The sequence below is a fragment of the Pseudomonas sp. NPDC079367 genome (genome assembly GCF_044542195.1).
GTDB lineage: Bacteria > Pseudomonadota > Gammaproteobacteria > Pseudomonadales > Pseudomonadaceae > Aquipseudomonas.
In genome coordinates, this window is record NZ_JBITTW010000037.1 from 22,735 (window position 1) to 35,856 (window position 13,122).

Consider the following 13,122-nt stretch of genomic DNA (forward strand, 5'->3'; position numbering starts at 1 on the left):
GGTTACGCGTCCTTCTGCTTGGTGCCGAAGATCTTGTCACCGGCGTCGCCAAGCCCAGGGATGATGTAGCCGTGCTCGTTCAGACGTTCATCGATGGACGCGGTATAGATGGTCACATCCGGGTGCGCCTGTTCTACGGCAGCAATGCCTTCCGGCGCGGCCACCAGGACCATGGCGCGGATGTCGCGGCAACCGGCCTTTTTCAGCAGGTCGATGGTCGCAACCATGGAGCTGCCGGTGGCGAGCATCGGGTCGATGATCATCGCCAGGCGTTCGTCGATTTCCGGTACCAGTTTTTCAAGGTAGGTGTGCGCTTGCAGGGTTTCTTCGTTGCGGGCAACGCCCACAGCAGAAACCTTGGCACCCGGAATCAGGCTGAGCACGCCTTCGAGCATGCCGATGCCGGCACGCAGGATCGGTACAACGGTGATTTTCTTGCCGGCGATCTTCTCCACCGACACAGTGCCGCACCAGCCGGCAATGTCGTAGGATTCGAGCGGCAAATCTTTTGTAGCTTCATAGGTCAACAGGGCGCCGACTTCCTGAGCGAGCTCGCGGAAATTCTTGGTGCTGATGTCAGCGCGGCGCATCAGGCCGAGTTTATGGCGGATCAGCGGATGGCGGATCTCGAGAATGGGCATGGAAAACTCCGGCGGCGGGCAAAAAAACCGGCCTAGATTAATCTATCCGAGGGTGATGTCCTATAGGACATACAGTACGTTAGTCCATAAAGGCTTGATTCAGCCGTTGCGGATGCGTACCTTTGCCCGCTTTTCCGAATCCGAAGCCCCCCTGGAGAGCGCCATGTCCGCTGATCTCGAGCATATCCGTCAAATCATGCGAGAGGCTGACTGCCTGTACACCGAATCTGAAGTCGAGGCGGCCATCGCCCGCGTCGGTGCACAAATCAACGAACAACTGGCTGATAGCAATCCGGTGGTGTTCTGCGTGATGAACGGCGGCCTGATCTTCTCCGGCAAACTGCTGACGCATCTGCAATTCCCGCTGGAAGCGTCCTACCTGCACGCGACCCGTTATCGCAACGAAACCAGCGGCGGCGACTTGTTCTGGAAAGCCAAGCCGGAAGTCTCGTTCATCGACCGCGACGTGCTGATCATCGACGACATCCTCGATGAAGGTCATACCTTGGGCGCGATCATCGACTTCTGCAAACACGCCGGCGCACGCAAAGTGCACACCGCCGTGCTGATCGACAAGGACCACGACCGCAAGGCACGTCCTGACCTGAAAGCCGATTTCGTCGGCCTGCCGTGCATCGACCGCTACATCTTCGGTTATGGCATGGACTACAAAGGCTACTGGCGCAATGCCAACGGGATTTACGCCGTTAAAGGCATGTAATCCAAGCCCCGATCCAATGTGGGAGCGGGCTTGCTCGCGAAAGCGGGGTATCAGTCGACATCCATTTTGAATGTCAGGCCGCCTTCGCGAGCAAGCCCGCTCCCACAGTTGTTTTTGTGTGTGCTGATCCTTCCGCGACACCCATGCTAGAGTGCTCGGCCCCGCCCCGGAGTCCGTCATGCGCCTCTTGTCCCGTAGCCTCGCCGCCCTGTTGCTGTCCCTCAGCCTGCCGCTGTCCGCCGCGCCGATGCACAGTCAATTCCTGCCGCCCGATGATCTGACCGTGCGCGATGCCGAGCCCGAGCAGCAACAACTGATGCAAGTCAGCGAGTACTCGGTGGTGGTGGGTGCGCAACGCCAATCCAATCAGCAGCCGATTCCGGTCACGTCATCCTTGTTGATCCGCCTCAAGGGCAAGTCGCTGAACAAAGGCGCAACCATCAATCAGGTATTGGTGAGTTTCGACGGCGAAAGCAAAAGCCTGAAAAAGCCGGCCTACGACGACAAGAGCAAAACCCTGACGCTGTTCTACCCGCTGGCGCAATACCGCGTGGTGATGGATCTGCTGCGCAACGACACGGTGTATGTGCAGTTCCTCAGTTACGCCAACGGCCACATCTGGGCCGATTTGCACACCGGGGCGATTCGTCCGCGTTGAGCCGGGCGACCGGGCAGGGGTAAACTGCCCGCCCCGTGTCATGTCTGCAAGCTGGAGTCGGCAATGCGTAAAGATAAGAAACAAGTGATTGGTGACGAGATCGGCGATGAGCAGATCAAGCTGTTCCTCGATTTTGAGCCGGTCGACGCCACTTCGCCGTCGCTGCACAAACTGATCAAGGCCTATCGCGGTTTGCGCATCGACGACTTCGAACGTTTTCTGGGGTTCTTCGTCGCGGCCGGTTTTGACGTCGATGGCAAGGACGAGCAGGGCAAGACCTTCGTCGAGCTGATCAAGGATCAGCGTAATGCCGCCGACTACATCGAGCTGATCGACAAGGCTCGCGGCTAGGATCAAAAGCAAGATCAAAAGATCGCAGCGTTCCGCAGCTCCTACACGGGATCGATGTACACCCTGTAGGAGCTGCGGAACGCTGCGATCTTTTGCTTCTCACAGGCAAAAAAAACGCCCCGAACGGGGCGTTTTTTATGCAGCGAGATCAAGCGAAGCTTGGCGTCTCGCTGCTTTCCTCAACCAGCTCCAGGGCGATGTTGTTCTGCGTGTTGATCTTGCGATACAGCGCAGCATCGGTTTCCAGAACCTTTTCCCGGGCCGGGAAGATTTCCGCCAGTTTGGCCGCCCATTCGCCGGACGCCTTGCCCGGGAAGCACTTCTCGATCAGCTCGAGCATGATCGAAACGGTCACCGACGCGCCAGGCGATGCGCCGAGCAGGGCGGCGAGAGAGCCGTCTTTGGCGGCGACCAGTTCGGTACCGAACTGCAGAATTCCGCCCTTTTTCGGGTCCTTCTTGATGATCTGCACCCGTTGGCCGGCCACTTCCAGGCGCCAGTCTTCGGCTTTTGCCTGCGGGTAGAAACGGCGCAGGGAATCCAGGCGCTGCTCCATCGATTGCATCACTTCGCTGACCAGGTACTTGGTCAGGTCCATGTTGTTTTTCGCCACCGCCAGCATCGGCCCGATGTTGCCGGCACGCACCGACATCGGCAGGTCCATGAAGGAGCCGTGCTTGAGGAACTTGGTGGTGAAACCGGCGTATGGCCCGAACAGCAGGGATTTCTTGCCATCGACCACGCGGGTGTCAAGGTGCGGCACCGACATGGGTGGCGAACCTACGGCGGCCTGGCTGTAGACCTTGGCCTGGTGCTGTTTGACCACTTCCGGGTTATCGCAACGCAGCCACTGGCCACTGATCGGGAAGCCGCCGAAGCCTTTGCTTTCTTCGATGCCTGAAGCCTGCAGCAACGGCAGCGCCGCGCCACCGGCGCCGAGGAAGACGAATTTGGCGTCGACTTCGCGTGTGTTGCCGTTGTTGACGTCCTTGATGCTGACGGTCCAGCCGGCGCCGTTACGCTTGAGGCCCGTCACGCGCTTGCAGTATTTGACTTGGGTATCCGGAGCGCTGGTCAGGTGCTTGAGCAACTGATTGGTCAGGGCGCCGAAGTTGACGTCGGTGCCGTTCATCACGCGGGTGGCGGCGAGGACTTCGTCGGGCGAACGGCCCGGCATCATCAGCGGCATCCACTCGGCCATCTTGCCTTTGTCTTCGGTGTATTCCATGTCGGCAAACGCGTGGTGTCTGCTCAGGACATTGAAGCGTTCCTTGAGGAATGACACACCGCTGTCGCCCTGAACGAAACTCAGGTGCGGCACCGGGCTGATGAATGATTTGCACGAGCCGAACGTGCCTTTCTTGGTCAGGTACGACCAGAACTGCTTCGACACCTCGAACTGAGTGTTGATGTGCACGGCTTTCTTGATGTCGACGCTGCCGTCGGCGGCCTGCGGCGTGTAGTTCAGCTCGCACAGACCGGCATGGCCGGTACCGGCGTTGTTCCATGGGTTGGAACTCTCGGCAGCACCGGAATCCATCAGCTCGACGACTTCCAGCTTGATCGCGGGGTCGAGCTCTTTGAGCAGTACGGCCAGGGTGGCACTCATGATGCCGGCCCCTACCAGAACTACGTCGACTGCTTCGTTATGCGCCATTTAACGCGTCTCCCAAATCTGCAGCACCAAATTGTCGGCATGGCTGCCAGGCGTTCCAGGGCAGGTCAGTGGGCCCGGGCTATCCGTGGTCAGGTTGGCCATGTCCGAATCTTCGCAATTTTTCGCAACTTCGACGGATGCGTGCGGCCTGGTTTCAAGCGTTCAATGAACGCATTTTCACACAGGGCTGGCAATTCGACTTATGGCCGAGACATCCGTTTTCGTGCAACCAAATCCGTAGCGGACAGGCTTCAGGCTCCGGTATTCGAGGTATACCCGGTCCTGTGTCGTTGGGCTGTTTCAGACGCCAATGGTGCATGTTCAGACGCAAAACTATTCATTTGCTCGCCACACTCTTGTGAAGTTGTGAAAACCCGTTTTTTTCACGCTCTTTTGAAGACGTGAACCTCAAAAAGGGCTGCCTTGGCCTGGCACCTGCCCGCTAGGGCAAAACAACGCGGTGGCCGAGCGAATGACAGCTCTGCAGATTCGCGAAAAGCGGGTTTTTGCCGGAAGAACAGGCAAGCGCGCCAACTTCACTCGATCTGTGTGGGCGGCTCTCTGTGGGCGATTTTGATGTCAATGCGTGCGCATTGACGCTGTTGCGGGGCCCGATCAGGAGACGTCCTTATAATCGGGGGGAGATTGTAGCGAAGAAATGCGCGCAGTTGCTCGTGTTTAATGACTTTTATTAGGCATCCGGTCAGATGCTCAACTGCACCTGGCCCCGTGCGCGCATTTGTCGCGGTACGACGCGGGCGCTGGCGGGCAGCGGCTGGTTCAACCAGGTCAGGCGAATTTCCTCGATTTCCACCCAGCCGTCACCCATCGGTTGCAGGCTGCACTGCTTGAAGGCCTGGCAATGACCGTTGCGGTCGAGCAGGGCAAAGCTGCGGTGCAGCGGGCGTGGGGCGAACAGCGAGATCAGATAACGCATGGCAGAGTTCCTTGAAGGAGGACTGCTGTGAAGAATGCCGGCGAGGCGTGACGCGGCGGTGTATGGACGATGAAGAATGTGTGACAGGAACCGCTTTGGGCGGGGTTTGTCTGACATTTCAGTATTCACTGTGCGGCGCTGGTTACGCGCCGTGGCCCACCGCTATACTGCCGGCCTGTTTGTGCCTGATTCTGGAGAGAAGAGCATGTTGCAACGCCTGTTGTTCGGTTTGATCACTGTCGCCGGTTTGACCCTGGCCGGCTGCGCCCACAGCCCGCAACAACTGAATCCGGAGCCGAAGCTGACCACGCAACTGCCAGCGGTAGGTCGTGGCCAACCTGTGGTGGTGCGTGTGGTCGACGGTCGTCCGTCGCCAACCCTGGGCACCCGTGGCGGTCTGTATCCGGAAACCAGCGCCATCACTGTGCAGCGCGAGCAGATCCTGCCCAAGCTGCAGGCCCAGGCCGAAGCCGCCGTGCGTCTGCTCGGCTTCACCCCGACCACCAGCGCACCCAACGCGCCGCAGCTGACCGTGACCCTGGCCGAGCTGAAGTACCAGTCGCCGAAAGAGGGCATGTACGTGACCGAAGCCACCATCGGCGCAACCTTCCGCTCCGACGTGCAGAACGCCAACCGCCGCTACAGCGGGCGCTACGGTGCTTCGCTGGACCAGCGCTTCGGCATGGCGCCTAATCAGGAGACCAATACCAAACTGGTCAGCGACGTGTTGAGCGATGCGTTGACGCGTCTGTTCAAGGACCCGACGGTGGGTCAGGTTCTTGCTGAGTAAGCTTTTCGGCAGAGGCAAAAAAGCCCGGGGCCAGTAATGGCCCCGGGCTTTTTCATGCAGATCGATTCCCTGTAGGAGCTGCCGAAGGCTGCGATCTTTTGATCTTAAAACCAACATCAAAAGATCGCAGCCTTCGGCAGCTCCTACACGGGGAGTTTCATTCAGGCAGCCTGCGAATAAAAATCGAGCACGCTCACTCCGGTCAGCAAATCGGTCTCGGGCAGGTCCGCATGCTGATGCCCGCCCAGTGCGCAGTACACCAGCCAGTGCCGATCCTGCACGTTGAAGGCAAGGCCGCCGACCAGGCTTTGCTGGTCGTCGTAAGGAGTAATGAGATAAAGGCGATCCTGGTTTTCCGCGTGCAGCATGTCGCATTCCATTCGGGTTTCGAGGCGCGCAGGGTGAAGCATCCACGTGACGATGCCATGACACAGGGCAGCCATCGGTCGATTGTCGGGTTATTTGTCGCAAAGGCTGGGGCAGGGCGCTAGGGTTTGGGTAGAATCCGCGCCGCGGTCGTCGATCTGGCGTCTGCCATACCGGTTTAGTTCGAGGTCTGTGATGTCGCTGCACTTGATGACGCTGTTTACCGCCCATCCCGCCAAGTTGATCAACCTGCTGGCCTTGCTTCTGGCCTTTCCAGGCAGTTGGCTGCTGCACGCAACCCGCCGCCGCGAGCAACGCGCGCAGGCCAGTCTCGCTGCCCAGCGCCAGGCGCAGCCGAATGCCGAGCCGATCCTTGATTGGGCGACGTTGCGCATGAACCGGTTTTTCTATCGTTTTGGTTTTGCCTGTTTAGGCCTGGCTCTGCTGGTCTCCTGGATCAGCACACGCTTCTGACCCGCTTACGCATAAAAAACGGCGCCCGTTGGCGCCGTTTTTGCGTTTGCCGGAAACCGCTTACAACGGCAACCCAGCCTTGACCCGATACTGATTGCGCACCGGCGTCGCATATTGCAGCACCAGATACGGACGATGCTCGGCGGGGCAGGCATCCAGTCGGCTCTGCCACTCATCCTGCGCCTTGGCCAGTTCGTCAGCCGGGAACACCTCAGCTGCCTTCGGCACATTCAATTGCGGATCGGCATCGGCCCACTGCGCGTACGCCAGGTAATGCACCGGGAACAACCGGTAGCCGCCGAGAATCTGCTTGTCCATCTCGATCGCCAGTTGCTTGGTGTCTTCGAACACCTCGGTAATCGGCGCGGCAAAGTTTACGTGCACCCGGCCCTTGTAGCCGGTGATGCCCTTGGCAATGCTCACGTCATCCTCGCCCGGCGCCTTGGCGTAGGTGCCGGTGGTAGCGCGGATGTACAGTTCGCGGGCCTTGGCCTGGTCGCACGGGTCGTACTCATAACTGATCGACACCGGGGTGACGTTGAGCGAGCGGATCACTTCGCCGAACGGCTCGTCCTTGCGGCTCATGTGGAACATCTTGAGGATCGCCGACTCGGTGCGGTCGTCGCCATCCTTCGCCCGACCTTCAGCCTGCGCGATCCAGATCGAGGCGCAATCGTTGCGGATCGAGTGGTTGATGTACGCCGACAACAGTTGATACGCCGCCATTTTCTCGCGACGGCCGGTGATCGAGCGATGCACGATGAAGCTCTTGTTCAAGCGCATCAGGTCGCTGACAAACGGCTTTTGCAGCAGATTGTCGCCAATCGCGATGCGCGGCGTCGGCAGGCCAGCGTGGTACACGGCGTAGTTGACGAAGGCCGGGTCCATCACGATATCGCGGTGGTTGGCGATGAACAGGTAGGCGCTGCCGGACTTGAATTGCTCGACACCGGTATACGTCACACCGTCGGTGGCGCGTTCGATGGTGTGGTCGACGTAGAACTCGACTTTGTCCTGTAAGGTAGCCACGGAATTCACGTCGGCAAACTCACGACGCAGCCGATGGGCTATAAGAGGTTTGAGCATCCAGCCGAAGGCACCGGCAAAACGCGGGAAGCGGAAGTGGGTGAGGATATCTAGAAACGCCTTGTCGCCGAGCAGCCTTGCCAGTACCGCAGGTACTTCGCTGTCGTCGTAAGGTCGGATGGCATCGAATTCGCCCATCATGCTCTCTTGTTGGAAACGGCTAGGGTAAGTAAAGGGTTTGATCGAAAACCCGCGGGGCGCGGTCTGAAAGTAGCCAGACAAAAATAGCCCTGCAAATAGACCGGCGATTATACGCACAAGTCACTGGGGAGACCGCGATGCTGGAAAATGCAGTGTATGAATGTCCTTATTGCGGTGAAGAAGTCGAGACCACGCTGGATCTGTCCGGCGGCGACCAAACGTACATCGAAGACTGCCAGGTGTGCTGTCGTCCGATCACCTTTGTCCTGCAGGTACATGAAGACGAGTGGCATCTGGAAGTCTTCAGCGAAAACGAATGAGGGGCCGCGTATGCAGCGCATCTACGAACCGGCGAACCTGATGGAAGGCGAAATGCTCAAGGGCATGCTCGCCAATGAAGGGATCGAGGCGCACCTGATCGGCCGTGATCTGGTGGGCGGTGCGGGTGAATTGCCGATCTTCGGACTGCTCTGGCTGTCGGTTGAGAACGATCAGGCCGAATACGCCCGCGAGCTGATCACCGCGTACAATGCCGCGCTGCCGCTGCCCGGCGACGAACCGGAAAGCTTCCCCGGGACGCTGGTCTGTTAGGCTGACGTTGGTTTTATCAAGAGTCGTGTTGCCCCATGTGTGGACGTTATGCCCTGTTTCGCTGGAACCGCGACTTCGCGGCCCTGCCAGGTTTTCCCGCCGATCAGCAGGCGCAGTGGAACATTTCCCCCAATGATTCGGTGTTGATGCTGCGTGCCGACGAAGCCGGCGGGCGCACGTTGGCGCGTGCGCGCTGGGGGCTGACGCCGCCGTGGCTGACCGATCTGTCGAAGACCCCGGCTCATGCCCGCGCCGAAACCGTGGCTGAACAGCCAATGTTTCGTGAGGCCTTGCGTCTGCGCCGCTGCCTGCTGCCGGCCAACGGTTTTTACGAATGGCGTGGCACCCAGCGCAAACGCCCCTATTGGCTGACGCCGGGGGAGGGCTCTTCGCTGTTTTTCGCGGCGATCTGGGAAGCGTATCCGGTGCAGGAGCAGGTCTGGCTGAGCGCGGCGGTGATCACTCAGTCGGCGGCGAGTCAGCGGCGGCCGTTGATTCTCGATGAAGCGGGGCAGGCTGCCTGGCTCGATCCCGAAACGCCGCTGCATGTGTTGCAGGGATTGCTCGCCAGTGAACCGGCGGCGCTGCGCGAGCGGGTGCTGGCGAATCTGGTGAATGATCCGAAGCTGAATGGGCCGGAGTGTCTCACCCCGGCGTGATGTAAAAAGCGAAAAGATCGCAGCCTTCGGCAGCTCCTACAGGAAAACGCACATCCCGATGCAGGAGCTGCCGAGGCTGCGATCTTTTGATCTTGCCCCTAGACCTTGAACTGATTGATCAAGCGCCGCTGCTGCTCGGCCAGTTTGGTCAAACCGGCGCTCGCCGAACTCGACTCATCCGCACCGCCTGCCACTTCATTGGCCACCTGACCGATATTGATCACGTTGCGGTTGATGTCATCGGCCACTGCGCTCTGCTCTTCCGCCGCACTGGCAATCTGCGTGTTCATGTCGTTGATCACTGATACCGCCTGCGTGATCGTCTCCAGCGCCTCGGCCGCTTTCGCCGCGTGTTGCACGCTTTCGTCGGTGCGGTTCTGACTATCTTCCATTACCCGAACCACGTCGCGGGTGCCCTGTTGCAACTGTTGGATCATCGTCTGGATTTCTTCAGTGGCTTTCTGGGTTTTCTGCGCCAGATTGCGCACTTCGTCAGCGACCACGGCAAACCCGCGACCCTGCTCGCCGGCCCGTGCTGCTTCGATCGCCGCGTTGAGCGCGAGCAGGTTGGTCTGTTCGGCGATGCCGCGAATGGCAGTGAGGATGGCGTTGATGTTTTCGCTGTCCTTGGCCAGCGTCTGCACCACGTCGACAGCCTTGCCGATTTCCACTGCCAGCACGCCAATCGAATTCGACGTGTCGCGCACGATCTGCATGCCCTGGCTGGCGGCCTGATCGGCGTGGCTGGCGGCTTGTGCGGCCTGGGTGGCGTTGCGCGCAACGTCCTGGGCGGTGGCGGTCATCTCCTGCACGGCGGTCGCGACTTGATCGATTTCGGCCATTTGTTTCTGCACGCCGATGTTGGTGCGGATGGCAATGTCTGCAGTGTGTTCCGAGGAATCGCTGACGCTCTGCACCGAGGTCACCACCTGGGTGATCATGGCCTGCAACTTGGCGAGGAAGGTGTTGAAGCCTTTGGCAATCGAGCCCAGTTCATCGCTGCGGTCACTGCTCAAGCGACGGGTCAGGTCACCTTCGCCCTGAGCGATGTCATCGAGCATGGCGACCATTTGCTTGAGTGGCCGCGCGATGCCATGTCCGACCAGCCAGATCACCAGCAGGCCGAGACCGGCGATGATCAGGCCGACCATCGCCATGCCGAAGGTGTCGGATTTACGCTGCGCATCGAGGTCGGCCTGCAGGTTTTGCAGATCGGCCATGACGGCGTTGAGCGGCAATTGCAGCATCAGCGTCCAGCGCGCGTCGGTCTGGCCGATGCCGAACGGCAGGTACAACTCGATACGGCCCTTGGCCTGATTGACCGAGTAGGTGACCTCATCGCGCTTGAGATTGGCGAGGTTGCTGGCCTGTTCGGCATCGAGGATGTCGCTGACTTTTTCACCGAATTTGCTCGAGTCCCTGGTGTAGGCAACGATTCGCCCGTTGCCGCCGACCAGAGCCATTTCACCGGCGCCGCTGTAAAGCTTCTGGTTGGCGGCGAGGAGCATGTCCTGAATGAAGTTCACCGAAAGGTCGGCGCCGACAATGCCCTGGAACGCGCCGTTGACCATGATCGGTTCAATGAACGAGGCGAGCATGACGATCTTGTCGCCGACTTTGTACGGTGCCGGGTCGATCACGCAGGGTTTCTTGGTTTCTTTCGAGCACAGGTAGTACTCGCTGGCGCGCACCCCGGTAGAGAGGGTTTTCTGGTCGTCGACATCGGCCAGTTTGTCCACGCCCAGGCTGCCGTCGGTATTGCGAAACCACCACGGTAGAAAGCGGCCGTTGGCGGGATCGATGCCGACCACAGAGCTGCCAACGTAGGCCGCGTCGTTGTGGTCCAGTGCGTTTTTTTCCCAGCCGATGTAGGTGCCGAGAATTTTCGGGTTCTTCTCGACGTTTTCCTTGATCAGGCTGATCAGCTGCTCGCGGCTGACGCTCAGGCGCGGCTGGCCATCGGCGCCGGTTGTACCGAGCAGAGCGTTGACGCGCACCAGGCCGCCGGCGATCAGCAGCGGCGCTTCGAGCTCGCGCTGGATCTGGCTGACCTGGGTCTGCGCCAGCGAAGTCAGGCGCTGTTCAATGACTTGCTCGAACTGCGCCTGGGTGCGCTGTTGCACCATTTCTTGAGTGCGGCTGCCGGAGAACAACGCGTACAGCACCAGCGCCGCAACCACGCTGAGAACGATGGCGCCGGCCAGGGCGGCGACGGAAAACTGGATCGACTTGAACTTCATGGGAGCTCCGCACGCAAGAGGACAATCTGCGAGGGATTTATCGGCGGGGTGAGCGTGGCCATGAGAGACGTTGGTCGGAATCGCCGCGCGATGTCGCTGATGGATCGGTGCGCGGCGGATTCAATGCGCGTTGAGGAATTTCCAGCGAGTCTTGCGGCCATAGCTGAATGTACGCGCAATGCGTCCGTTGTATCTGGCGCCAATACAATTAGCCGCCTAGGATACGCCTCAGGTTTTCAGGGAGCGTTTGAATGAACAAGACATTGGTTACAAGTGCACTGAGCGCAGCGCTGTTGCTGGCCGGTTGTCAGTCGGTCAACACCACCAGCGGCGGCGCCGTGGGCGTGGAGCGCAAACAGTACATGTTCAGCATGCTGTCCTCGCAAGAGGTCGACCAGATGTACGCGCAGTCGTATCAGAAGACCGTCGGCGAAGCATCGAGCAAAGGTGTGCTGGACAAGACCAGCCCGGAAGCCAAACGCGTGCAGACCATCGCCAATCGCTTGATCGCCCAGGCGCCGACCTTCCGCCCGGACGCGGCGCAGTGGCAATGGGAAGTCAATCTGATCAAGAGCGATGAACTCAACGCCAACTGCGGCCCTGGCGGCAAGATCATTTTCTACACCGGGCTGATCGACAGTCTGAAACTCACCGACGATGAAATTGCTGCAGTCATGGGTCATGAAATCGCCCACGCCCTGCGCGAGCACGGTCGTGAGGCGATGTCGAAGGCCTATGGCATGGAAATGGCCAAGCAGGGCGCCGGCGCCTTGTTCGGTCTGGGGCAGGACAGTCTCGCGCTGGCCGACACCGTGGCCAACTACGGTATGACCTTGCCCAACAGCCGCGCCAACGAAAACGAAGCCGACCTGATCGGCCTGGAACTGGCCGCCCGCGCTGGCTACAACCCGAACGCGGCGATCACCCTGTGGGACAAGATGAGCAAGGCTTCCGAGGGCGCGCCACCGGAATTCATGAGCACTCACCCGGCGTCGAGCAGCCGCATTGCTGCGTTGCAGGCAGCGATTCCGAAGGTGATGCCGTTGTACGAAAAAGCCCCGAAATCCTGATTATCTTTCAGCAAGGCTGATGGCCTCTTCGCGAGCAAGCCCGCTCCCACACTGGATCTGCTTGAACACATAATCTGTGTTCACTGCCATCTAATGGGGGAGGGGGGGTGCTCCCGAAGAACGGCCACACGGTTTATCGACGTGCGTTGTCAAACCCAGCCGCTGCTCTGCATCGCTTTATAAACCGCGACAATCGCCAGAATCATGAACGCCGAAGCCGCGAGGCGGCGGATCAGGGTCAGCGGCAGTTTGTCTGCGGCAAAGTTACCCGCCAGCACAACCGGCACGTTGGCAATCAGCATGCCCACGGTGGTGCCGATAATCACCAGCCACAGTTCCGGATATTGCGCGGCGAGCATCACCGTGGCGATCTGCGTCTTGTCGCCGATTTCCGCGAGAAAGAACGCGATCAGCGTGGTCAGGAACGGCCCGAATTTGCGCGCGGTGCTGGCTTCGTCGTCATCCATTTTGTCTGGAACCAGGGTCCACAGCGCCGTGGCGGCGAAGCTGGTGGCGAGGATCCAGTGCAGGACGGCGTCGGAGAAGAAACTGCCGAACCAGGCACCTACCGCACCGGCTGCTGCGTGGTTGGCCAGCGTCGCGGCGACAATCCCGGCAATGATCGGCCAGGGTTTGCGAAAGCGAGCGGCGAGAATCAGCGCGAGCAGTTGCGTCTTGTCGCCGATTTCGGCCAAGGCAACGATAGCGGTGGGAACGAGTAACGAGTCCAGCATCAGGGA

Annotated in this window: 16 protein-coding genes and 1 pseudogene; 9 read left to right on the plus strand and 8 right to left on the minus strand. The window is 59.8% G+C overall.

The genetic code is table 11. The features are described 5' to 3' along the window. Window positions 1-2: 2 nt before the first annotated feature. Entirely contained in the window at window positions 3-641 is a 639-nt protein-coding gene (upp, locus tag ACIGDJ_RS22555; RefSeq protein ID WP_024014279.1) for a uracil phosphoribosyltransferase, read from the minus strand. A 163-nt stretch (window positions 642-804) separates the two neighbouring features. Between upp and ACIGDJ_RS22560 the strand changes: the two genes are divergently transcribed. The 3 genes from ACIGDJ_RS22560 to ACIGDJ_RS22570 all read left to right on the plus strand — a co-directional run bounded on the left by ACIGDJ_RS22560 (window position 805) and on the right by ACIGDJ_RS22570 (window position 2,371). Continuing rightward, on the plus strand, window positions 805-1,362 hold the full coding sequence (locus ACIGDJ_RS22560; protein ID WP_016773231.1) for a hypoxanthine-guanine phosphoribosyltransferase: 558 nt from the start codon (window positions 805-807) through the stop codon (window positions 1,360-1,362). A 178-nt stretch (window positions 1,363-1,540) separates the two neighbouring features. Beyond that, window positions 1,541-2,020 (plus strand): hypothetical protein, encoded by a 480-nt coding sequence (locus tag ACIGDJ_RS22565; RefSeq protein WP_101161920.1) that lies wholly within the window; start codon window positions 1,541-1,543, stop codon window positions 2,018-2,020. 63 nt (window positions 2,021-2,083) lie between these two features. Next, complete coding sequence (locus ACIGDJ_RS22570; RefSeq protein WP_101161921.1) at window positions 2,084-2,371, plus strand: PA4642 family protein; 288 nt, start codon at window positions 2,084-2,086, stop codon at window positions 2,369-2,371. A gap of 148 nt (window positions 2,372-2,519) precedes the next feature. Here ACIGDJ_RS22570 and mqo read toward each other — a convergent pair whose 3' ends face one another. Further along, window positions 2,520-4,028, minus strand: coding sequence for a malate dehydrogenase (quinone) (mqo, locus tag ACIGDJ_RS22575; protein WP_101161922.1), 1,509 nt, complete (start codon window positions 4,026-4,028; stop codon window positions 2,520-2,522). 703 nt (window positions 4,029-4,731) lie between these two features. Further along, window positions 4,732-4,965 (minus strand): hypothetical protein, encoded by a 234-nt coding sequence (locus ACIGDJ_RS22580; RefSeq protein ID WP_039761314.1) that lies wholly within the window; start codon window positions 4,963-4,965, stop codon window positions 4,732-4,734. Window positions 4,966-5,170: 205 nt separating this feature from the next. On the opposite strand from ACIGDJ_RS22580, the gene ACIGDJ_RS22585 reads away from it, so the two are divergent. Continuing rightward, on the plus strand, window positions 5,171-5,755 hold the full coding sequence (locus tag ACIGDJ_RS22585; protein WP_042609724.1) for a YajG family lipoprotein: 585 nt from the start codon (window positions 5,171-5,173) through the stop codon (window positions 5,753-5,755). A 161-nt stretch (window positions 5,756-5,916) separates the two neighbouring features. On the opposite strand, the gene ACIGDJ_RS22590 is transcribed toward ACIGDJ_RS22585, so the two are convergent. Further along, a complete protein-coding gene (locus ACIGDJ_RS22590) occupies window positions 5,917-6,123 on the minus strand; it encodes a hypothetical protein (protein WP_101161924.1) in 207 nt (68 codons plus the stop codon). A 193-nt stretch (window positions 6,124-6,316) separates the two neighbouring features. On the opposite strand from ACIGDJ_RS22590, the gene ACIGDJ_RS22595 reads away from it, so the two are divergent. Beyond that, window positions 6,317-6,595, plus strand: a complete 279-nt coding sequence (locus tag ACIGDJ_RS22595) for a hypothetical protein (RefSeq protein ID WP_101161925.1) — start codon at window positions 6,317-6,319, stop codon at window positions 6,593-6,595. 60 nt (window positions 6,596-6,655) lie between these two features. On the opposite strand, the gene ACIGDJ_RS22600 is transcribed toward ACIGDJ_RS22595, so the two are convergent. Further along, on the minus strand, window positions 6,656-7,819 hold the full coding sequence (locus ACIGDJ_RS22600) for a 1-acyl-sn-glycerol-3-phosphate acyltransferase (RefSeq protein ID WP_174823868.1): 1,164 nt from the start codon (window positions 7,817-7,819) through the stop codon (window positions 6,656-6,658). Between the two features lie 140 nt (window positions 7,820-7,959). Between ACIGDJ_RS22600 and ACIGDJ_RS22605 the strand changes: the two genes are divergently transcribed. Genes ACIGDJ_RS22605 through ACIGDJ_RS22615 form a run of 3 tightly spaced genes read left to right on the plus strand, consistent with a single transcriptional unit; the run spans window position 7,960 to window position 9,072 of the window. Further along, window positions 7,960-8,142 carry a CPXCG motif-containing cysteine-rich protein gene (locus ACIGDJ_RS22605; RefSeq protein ID WP_101161926.1) on the plus strand — a complete coding sequence of 61 codons (183 nt, stop codon included), beginning with the start codon at window positions 7,960-7,962 and terminating at the stop codon, window positions 8,140-8,142. A 10-nt stretch (window positions 8,143-8,152) separates the two neighbouring features. Further along, window positions 8,153-8,413, plus strand: a complete 261-nt coding sequence (locus tag ACIGDJ_RS22610; protein ID WP_101161927.1) for a putative signal transducing protein — start codon at window positions 8,153-8,155, stop codon at window positions 8,411-8,413. A gap of 35 nt (window positions 8,414-8,448) precedes the next feature. Continuing rightward, the gene (locus ACIGDJ_RS22615; protein WP_101161928.1) at window positions 8,449-9,072 is read left to right on the plus strand and encodes an SOS response-associated peptidase; all 624 of its coding nucleotides are present in this window, start codon (window positions 8,449-8,451) and stop codon (window positions 9,070-9,072) included. 98 nt (window positions 9,073-9,170) lie between these two features. Here ACIGDJ_RS22615 and ACIGDJ_RS22620 read toward each other — a convergent pair whose 3' ends face one another. Together ACIGDJ_RS22620 and ACIGDJ_RS22625 are read right to left on the minus strand one after the other, a co-directional pair. Beyond that, complete coding sequence (locus ACIGDJ_RS22620; protein ID WP_371918396.1) at window positions 9,171-10,013, minus strand: methyl-accepting chemotaxis protein; 843 nt, start codon at window positions 10,011-10,013, stop codon at window positions 9,171-9,173. A gap of 12 nt (window positions 10,014-10,025) precedes the next feature. Then, window positions 10,026-11,312 (minus strand): annotated as a pseudogene (locus ACIGDJ_RS22625) (HAMP domain-containing protein); the annotation flags it as partial. Window positions 11,313-11,563: 251 nt separating this feature from the next. Here ACIGDJ_RS22625 and ACIGDJ_RS22630 point away from each other — a divergent pair. Continuing rightward, window positions 11,564-12,382, plus strand: coding sequence for a M48 family metallopeptidase (locus tag ACIGDJ_RS22630; protein ID WP_039761327.1), 819 nt, complete (start codon window positions 11,564-11,566; stop codon window positions 12,380-12,382). A gap of 149 nt (window positions 12,383-12,531) precedes the next feature. Here the strand turns inward: ACIGDJ_RS22630 and ACIGDJ_RS22635 are convergent, their stop codons facing one another. Continuing rightward, a complete protein-coding gene (locus ACIGDJ_RS22635; protein ID WP_397479601.1) occupies window positions 12,532-13,116 on the minus strand; it encodes a TMEM165/GDT1 family protein in 585 nt (194 codons plus the stop codon). Window positions 13,117-13,122: the final 6 nt, after the last annotated feature.

Coding starts and splice junctions, on each gene's coding strand:
- ACIGDJ_RS22580 (WP_039761314.1), bottom strand. CDS start 4,965: ATGCGTTATCTGATCTCGCTGTTCGCCCCACGCCCGCTGCACCGCAGC.
- ACIGDJ_RS22595 (WP_101161925.1), top strand. CDS start 6,317: ATGTCGCTGCACTTGATGACGCTGTTTACCGCCCATCCCGCCAAGTTG.
- mqo (WP_101161922.1), bottom strand. CDS start 4,028: ATGGCGCATAACGAAGCAGTCGACGTAGTTCTGGTAGGGGCCGGCATC.
- ACIGDJ_RS22600 (WP_174823868.1), bottom strand. CDS start 7,819: ATGGGCGAATTCGATGCCATCCGACCTTACGACGACAGCGAAGTACCT.
- ACIGDJ_RS22605 (WP_101161926.1), top strand. CDS start 7,960: ATGCTGGAAAATGCAGTGTATGAATGTCCTTATTGCGGTGAAGAAGTC.
- ACIGDJ_RS22615 (WP_101161928.1), top strand. CDS start 8,449: ATGTGTGGACGTTATGCCCTGTTTCGCTGGAACCGCGACTTCGCGGCC.
- ACIGDJ_RS22630 (WP_039761327.1), top strand. CDS start 11,564: ATGAACAAGACATTGGTTACAAGTGCACTGAGCGCAGCGCTGTTGCTG.
- ACIGDJ_RS22585 (WP_042609724.1), top strand. CDS start 5,171: ATGTTGCAACGCCTGTTGTTCGGTTTGATCACTGTCGCCGGTTTGACC.
- ACIGDJ_RS22590 (WP_101161924.1), bottom strand. CDS start 6,123: ATGCTGCACGCGGAAAACCAGGATCGCCTTTATCTCATTACTCCTTAC.
- ACIGDJ_RS22635 (WP_397479601.1), bottom strand. CDS start 13,116: ATGCTGGACTCGTTACTCGTTCCCACCGCTATCGTTGCCTTGGCCGAA.
- ACIGDJ_RS22610 (WP_101161927.1), top strand. CDS start 8,153: ATGCAGCGCATCTACGAACCGGCGAACCTGATGGAAGGCGAAATGCTC.
- ACIGDJ_RS22565 (WP_101161920.1), top strand. CDS start 1,541: ATGCGCCTCTTGTCCCGTAGCCTCGCCGCCCTGTTGCTGTCCCTCAGC.
- ACIGDJ_RS22570 (WP_101161921.1), top strand. CDS start 2,084: ATGCGTAAAGATAAGAAACAAGTGATTGGTGACGAGATCGGCGATGAG.
- ACIGDJ_RS22560 (WP_016773231.1), top strand. CDS start 805: ATGTCCGCTGATCTCGAGCATATCCGTCAAATCATGCGAGAGGCTGAC.
- upp (WP_024014279.1), bottom strand. CDS start 641: ATGCCCATTCTCGAGATCCGCCATCCGCTGATCCGCCATAAACTCGGC.
- ACIGDJ_RS22620 (WP_371918396.1), bottom strand. CDS start 10,013: ATGATCACCCAGGTGGTGACCTCGGTGCAGAGCGTCAGCGATTCCTCG.